This is a genomic window from Brevibacterium salitolerans (assembly GCF_039531405.1).
GTDB classification, from domain to species: domain Bacteria; phylum Actinomycetota; class Actinomycetes; order Actinomycetales; family Brevibacteriaceae; genus Brevibacterium; species Brevibacterium salitolerans.
Genome location: NZ_BAAAPZ010000003.1, coordinates 129,316 through 135,700 on the forward strand (window position 1 = coordinate 129,316; position 6,385 = coordinate 135,700).

The 6,385-nt window shown below is 65.3% G+C and carries 9 protein-coding genes; all 9 read left to right on the plus strand.

Features of this window, described 5'->3' with window-relative positions; genetic code table 11:
• Nucleotides 1-98: 98 nt before the first annotated feature.
• The 9 genes from ABD240_RS05255 (at nt 99) to ABD240_RS05295 (ending at nt 6,195) form a co-directional block, all read left to right on the plus strand.
• Nucleotides 99-836, plus strand: coding sequence for a hypothetical protein (locus tag ABD240_RS05255; protein ID WP_344335867.1), 738 nt, complete (start codon nt 99-101; stop codon nt 834-836).
• On the plus strand, nt 833-1,126 hold the full coding sequence (locus tag ABD240_RS05260; RefSeq protein WP_344335869.1) for a hypothetical protein: 294 nt from the start codon (nt 833-835) through the stop codon (nt 1,124-1,126). Before ABD240_RS05255 ends, ABD240_RS05260 begins: the two co-directional genes overlap by 4 nt.
• A 44-nt stretch (nt 1,127-1,170) precedes the next feature.
• A complete protein-coding gene (locus ABD240_RS05265; protein ID WP_344336069.1) occupies nt 1,171-2,208 on the plus strand; it encodes an AAA family ATPase in 1,038 nt (345 codons plus the stop codon).
• 262 nt (nt 2,209-2,470) lie between these two features.
• Nucleotides 2,471-2,995: a hypothetical protein gene (locus ABD240_RS05270; protein WP_344335872.1), complete on the plus strand. Its 525-nt coding sequence runs from the start codon at nt 2,471-2,473 to the stop codon at nt 2,993-2,995.
• Nucleotides 2,992-3,747 carry a terminase large subunit domain-containing protein gene (locus ABD240_RS05275; protein WP_344335875.1) on the plus strand — a complete coding sequence of 252 codons (756 nt, stop codon included), beginning with the start codon at nt 2,992-2,994 and terminating at the stop codon, nt 3,745-3,747. The genes ABD240_RS05270 and ABD240_RS05275 overlap by 4 nt, the downstream gene beginning before the upstream one ends.
• Complete coding sequence (locus ABD240_RS05280; protein WP_344335878.1) at nt 3,747-4,433, plus strand: hypothetical protein; 687 nt, start codon at nt 3,747-3,749, stop codon at nt 4,431-4,433. Before ABD240_RS05275 ends, ABD240_RS05280 begins: the two co-directional genes overlap by 1 nt.
• Complete coding sequence (locus ABD240_RS05285; protein WP_344335881.1) at nt 4,426-4,887, plus strand: hypothetical protein; 462 nt, start codon at nt 4,426-4,428, stop codon at nt 4,885-4,887. Before ABD240_RS05280 ends, ABD240_RS05285 begins: the two co-directional genes overlap by 8 nt.
• 191 nt (nt 4,888-5,078) lie before the next feature.
• Entirely contained in the window at nt 5,079-5,939 is an 861-nt protein-coding gene (locus ABD240_RS05290) for a phage major capsid protein (protein WP_344335884.1), read from the plus strand.
• A gap of 22 nt (nt 5,940-5,961) precedes the next feature.
• Nucleotides 5,962-6,195: a hypothetical protein gene (locus tag ABD240_RS05295; RefSeq protein WP_344335887.1), complete on the plus strand. Its 234-nt coding sequence runs from the start codon at nt 5,962-5,964 to the stop codon at nt 6,193-6,195.
• Nucleotides 6,196-6,385: the final 190 nt, after the last annotated feature.

The window sequence follows — 6,385 nt, forward strand, 5'->3', positions numbered from 1 at the left end:
TGGTGCGGACGCCCCATCTGGGCACACCAGAGCATCAAGGACAGAACCGGCCCCGTCTGCCGACGCAGGCACCAGGCCGACGACCAGAAGGAGGCTGCGTGATCTTCCACTGCGACTGCGGCGCACGCATCTACGGCGACGACGAGATGGTGGACGACCACCTCCGCGCCCACGACAACGAAGACGACCCCGGCGCGAGCGATCTTGGCGGAGAGCAGCGCACCGGGGCCGGACAGGACCAGAACCACCAGGAAGGGGCTCAGCCCATGAACAAGACTACGCACGATTCTACCGCCGCCAAGCTCAAGCCGATCCACCCGGCCCCGTTCGGCACGGACGACGACGAAAGCCCCACCCACGCATCCGACCCCTGCATGGTCGAGCACATGGGCGACACCACCGCCCTCGAAGCCGGAGACACGAAGATCGAGCGCTACCTGAGCATGGAGACCACCCGCCCCGACTGGCGACTCGACCCCGAAGCCTGCCCCAGCATGGTCACCACCATCACCGACACCCGCACCGGCGACGAGGTGACGATCCTCTCCGACCACCCCGGCGAGCTGCGCGTCATTGCACGCTTCCTCCCCGAAGCCGCCGACGAGCTGGAACAGGCACAGCGGGACGTGGCCGAAGAATGCGAGATCCGCGAGGCGATGACGCAGGAGCCCACCCCTGACCCGTTCACCATCGCCTGGACCCGCGACGGCGACACGTGGGGCGTCGTCAACGAGGAGACCGGGCAACTCATCGTCCACAGCCTCCCGAACCCCGGCGCAGCCATCGATGCCGCTCACGCCATCGCGGCTCTGGCAGGCGGTGACACAACCGCATGACCTTCGACCCCGCCGGGGTGCGCACCATCTACGACTCCGCAGTCCGCAACGGGTACGGGCAGGGCTGGCGCGACGGCTGGACGGACGGCTACCTCGCCGGCCGTCGCGCCCAGTCCCTCCAGGATGACGAACTCGTGCAGGCTCTCGCAGAAGCCCAGCGCACCCGCGAACTACTCATGCAGGACGTGAGTGCCAGCATCAAGGCGACCATTGCCGGGCTCGAAGCCCGGAAGGCCCGCCGCAACCAGTACAGCAACTTCGACGCCAGGAAGGGGGTACGTGCCGCGTGACCGACATAGAACCAGTCACCCACAGTGCGGGCCTCCTCCAAGGAGTGCACAACGGCGCATGGCTGGACGCGCAGGAGTTCCCTCCCCTCCAATGGGCCGTACACGGCCTTGTGCCGGAAGGGTTCGGGCTACTCACCGGACCGCCGAAGCTCGGCAAGTCGTGGTTCATCCTCGGAATCCTCCTCTCTATCTCAGGAGGGAATCGCGCGCTCGGCCAGATCCACGTCCAGCAGCGTGAAGTCCTGTACCTGGCATTGGAAGACGGAGACCGACGCATGCAAGCTCGCGTGCACCGCCTTACCGGAGGAACGCCAACACCGGCCACGTTCTACTTCACCACCAGGGCTGAGGCGTCCGAAGTCCCGGCAATGGTCCGTGCATGGCTGGGCACGCACCCCCAGGGTGTCGTCTCACTCGACACCCTGGGCAGGGTGATGCCGCCAGCACTCCCCGGCGAGTCCGCATACCAGCGCGACTACCGAGTGGGCGCACAGCTGAAGGCGATCACAGACGACTTCCCAGGCTCCACGCTCATCGTCGTGCACCACACCCGCAAGCAGGGCTCATCCGACTGGATGGACTCCACCAGCGGCACCAACGGACTCAATGGAGCCGCTGACTGGACCCTCAGCCTGGAACGCTCCCGCAACGACGGTGAAGCCGTCATCCGAGTCACCGGAAGGGATGTTCCCGAAGGCGAGTACGCGGCGACCATGACCGATGGCACATGGGCACTCATGGGCACCTCCCTGAGAGACGCAGCCGATGCCGTGCGAACTGCGCAAGCCCAGGAGGGGCTGGGAGACCGCTCCGCGGACATCGTGGGCTACATCTCCCAGAACCCTCAGGGCGTCCGTGCAGCGGAGCTCGCGCAAGCGTTCGGCATGGAGTCCAACCAGGCGCGCACCTACCTGAGCAGACTCACCAAGGCCGAACGCATCGCCAACCCCGGGCGGGGCCTCTACACCCCTGTTGCAAGTGTTGCGAGTGTTGCTAGTGAAGGGGTTGCGCACCCCAGAAACCCCGCAGACGCAACACTCGCAACGGATGCAACACCCGAATACGGGGAGGGGACCGCATGACCCCGACAACGTGGCCTGAACCCGGCTGTACCGCGTACCTCACCCCCAGGTGTCAGGTACAGGTACATGCGGAAAGCGAAGCAAGAGGCGAGGGGAGCCAAGACCGGCACGCTTCTTCTTCCGCGACAGTTCCGCTGACTGGCGTGTGCACGGTGGATAGCGCCTGTGCTCACGTCGTGCTCACCCACTCAAACAGCCCCGGAATCTCGCGGATCGTAGGCACACCATCTGATACGCAAACAGACAGGATCGAGGAGGAATCGTGAGCGACAAGCCGCGACGCGACGCCGGGGGAGCGGTTAACCGCTGCTCCGCCTGCCGTCACCCTGACCGGGAGGGCCTGGACCGTGAACTCGCGGGCGGACTCACCCTCAGAGCCGCTGCTGAGAAGTACGACCTGAGCAAGGATGCTGTCGCGCGACACAAGCGCGACCACCTCAGCAAGGCGCTGCGGGCAGTGCAGGAGCGCAGGGAGACCGCCGGAGCACAGAAGGCAGTGGACCGTGCAGAGGAACTGTACGCCAAGGCAAGCGGCATCCTGGAGCGTGCGGAGGAGGAACAGGACGGCAAGCTCAGTCTGGCCGCGATCAAGGAGCTGCGGAGTGTGGTCGAGCTGTTGGCCAAGCTCACCGGGGAACTGGACGAGCGACCACAGGTGAACGTCCTCAACCTCAACGCGAACCCTGAGTGGCTGAGTATGCAGGGGGCAATGCTGGAGGCCCTTGCCCCGTACCCGGATGCCCGTATCGCTGTGGCTGGCGCGCTCGAACGACTGGAGGAGACGTGAGCGCGGGGCTGGCCTCCAGCATGGCCGCGGCGCTTGATCCCACGGTGTTCGCTCGTGGGCTGGGCTTCGACCCGGAGCCGTGGCAGGAGCGCCTGCTGAGGTCCACGGAGTCCCGTGCTCTGGTCCTGTGCAGTAGGCAGGTGGGCAAGACCACGACGACCGCCTACAGGGCCTTGCACACGGCCTTGTACTGCCCCGGCAGGGACGTGCTGGTGATCAGCCCGACTCAGCGGCAGTCGGACGAACTTCTGCACCGTGTGGCATCGCTGTACCGGGGTATGAGGGAGATGCCGCGGTTGAAGCGCTCGAATGCCTCGGAGATGGGTCTGGCGAACGGCTCCCGGATCGTCTCCTTGCCGGGGTCGGAGGGCGGCATCCGCGGGTTCGCGGGAGTGCGGCTGCTGATCGTGGATGAGGCGTCTCGTGTGGATGATGACGTGTTCGCGTCGGCCCTGCCGATGGTGGCCAGTGATGGGCAGGTGATCGCGTTGTCTACTCCGTGGGGCCGGCGGGGCTGGTTCTTCGAGCTGCATGAGGAGACTGCGAACGGCTGGGAGCGGCACAAGGTGACGGTCTTTGAGTCGAGGCAGTGGCCTGAGCGGAGGATCGCGGAGGCGAAGGCGGCGCTGGGGTCGTTCGTGTTCGCCTCGGACTACCTGTGTGAGTTCGGGGATACGGATTCGCAGATGTTCAGTACGGAGAGCGTGCGGGCGGCTTTCGCGCCTGGCGTGCAACCTTTGGAGGTGATCTGATGGCCTGCTTCACGGTTGGTCTGGATCTTGGTTCGGCGGCGGATTACAGCGCGCTGGTGGTGGTTGAGCGGGTGTTTGTCCTGCCGCCATTGATCAGCCTGAGTCAGTGGCATCGTCAGCCCGCTGTCTATCAGGGAGCGCTGGTTGAGGAGCGACATGTGAGGCTGCTGCGCCGGTGGGAGTTGGGCACCCCGTATCCGGATTTGGTGGCGGATGTGGCGCGGACGATGCGCTCGGACCTGTTGCGGCGGGACGGGCTGCTCTACGTGGACGGGACGGGTGTGGGGCGTGCCGTGATGGACATGTTCTACGCGGAGTCTCGTGTGGAGCGGTTGGGGGCGTATGAGCCTGTGGGTGTGACTGTGACGGGTGGGCAGGAGGCGCAGGGGTGGAACATCCCGAAGAAGGATCTGTTCGCTGCGATTCAGGCCCCTCTCCAGTTGGGGACGCTGAAGATCGCGGAAGGGTTGCCGCTGGGGGAGTTGCTGGAGAAGGAGTTGACGAACTTCCGGCTCAAGATCGGCCCGTCTGGTCGTGAGTCGGTGGACTATGCGAGGAACGCCGGAGACGGCCACGGTGACCTCGTGAGCGCGTTGGCGCTCGCCATGTACGGGAACAACCCGTTCGGTAGGCCGGACATCATCGAGAACCCGAAGACGCTCGTGGGAGGAGCACACCATGACTGAGAGCAATGTGGAGACGACGGAGGCGAACGTGGAGATGGTGGAGGAGACTGAAGATCAGCTGCTCGGGCTGCCAGTGGAGAAGCTGGCGGGGATGCTGCGGGAGAAGAGGAAGGCGGAAGCCTCGGTGCGGGCGAAGCTGCGGGACGTGGAGGCAGAGCGGGACCGTCTGGCTGGGTCTGTTGCTGGCTACCAGCGTCAGGCGTTCGCGGAGGTCGCCAAGAAGCACAGGATGCACGAGTCGGCTTTGGACGATGCGCTTGGTGTGGTGAGCATGGATGAAGTGCTCCGGGAGGACGGCACCGTGGACGCTGAGAAGGCGGGGAACGTGCTCACCCAGTTGCGTGAGACGAAGCCCCACTACTTCGTGCAGGTGCCTGGGGCGTCTGGTGGTGAAGTTCGGGGGCCGGGGATTGGTTCGAGGGTCTCTGCTTCCTGGTCCGAAGTCCTCCGGTAAGCCGTGGTGAGCGCGGCACTCACCCAGTCACCACTAGGGGTGAGTGCCGCGCTTGCTTGCTCGGATGTATAATCGAATCAGCAGCGGATCTTGCATTCCTGCACAGCGCGGCCTCCTTGCGGGGCAGTCGAACACGTAACCGCCGTCCATGACGGGCGGCTCACTTCGATTGCCTCAAGGAGGCTTTTCTCATGGCTCTGTACACAACTACTTCCGGCGTTTCCGCTATCAGCCCGGACCAGATCGAACAGCTCATCGTCGGGCCGGTTGAGGCTGCATCCATCGCGATCCAGACCGCCACGCTCGTCGCCACTCAGGCGACTGAGACCCGCATTCCCCGTGTGCTCCAGGACCCGACCGCGGCATGGACTGCGGAAGGCGCGGAGATCGGCACCAGCGATCCCATGGTGGATGACATCGTGGTCACGCCCCGTAAGCTCGCTGGCCTGACCATCGTCTCGAATGAGGCGCTGGCCGACACGAACCCGGCTGCGGACTCCATCGTTGGTGACGGTCTCACGCGGGACATCGCCAAGAAGGTCGATGTGGCGTTCTTTGGCTCTAACGGCGGCGACGCGGTGCAGCCGGAGGGTCTGGAGGATCTTACCGGCGTCACCACTATCACCGGCCCCACGGCGTGGGAGGATGCGGACCCGTTTGCTGAGGCCCTGTCCAATGCTGAGGGTCTGGGCCTGGCCGTCAACAGCTTCGTGGCGAACCCGGCCGATGCGCTGGCCCTGGCGCAGCTCAAGGAGTCCGCGGCGTCCCGGAAGCCGCTGCTTGGCCCGGACCCGACGAACCCGACTCGCCGCGCCCTCCAGGGTGTCCCGCTGCTCGTGTCCCCGGCGGTGACCGCCGGCACGGTGTGGGGCATCCCGCAGGTGCGTGCCGTGATCGTCCGCCGCAACGACGTGGACCTCCAGGTGGATCGCTCCGCGTACTTCACCAGCGACCGTACTGCGATCCGCGCGACCATGCGCGTGGGCTTCGCGTTCCCCCAGCCGGCCGCGATTCAGAAAATCGAGCTGGGCAGTGCAGGCGGTGAGGGATGAGCCCCGTGCGATGCTTGTGACCATGAGCGAATGGTGGGAAGGCAAGAGCTACGGGTATGTACGGCAGATGGCCCTCATGCGGATCGATCAGGCTGCGGAGAAGGTGCCGCAGTCCACTCACGATCGCGACCTCCAGATCTTTCGTGAACATCAACCTGAGAAGGCCGTTGAGGGGGAACCGTGCCTCGGCTGCGGGGAGCCTGCACCCTGCTCGACTATCCGCATGTTCGGTGCGCCCACCTTCCCCATGGACTGAACGTGAGCACTCTGTGAGCACACCCCTACGGAGGCGCGCGGATTCATGCGGGTGTGGCAGGTGGCCGCGATCCCCGGAATGACAGGGCAGAAGCCGCCTCCGGTGCTTGCTGGAATCCAGCGGTTTCGAGCCTGATGTTCCTTGTAAACAGAGGGTCACTGGTTCGAATCCGGTAGGGGGCTCCGTGAAG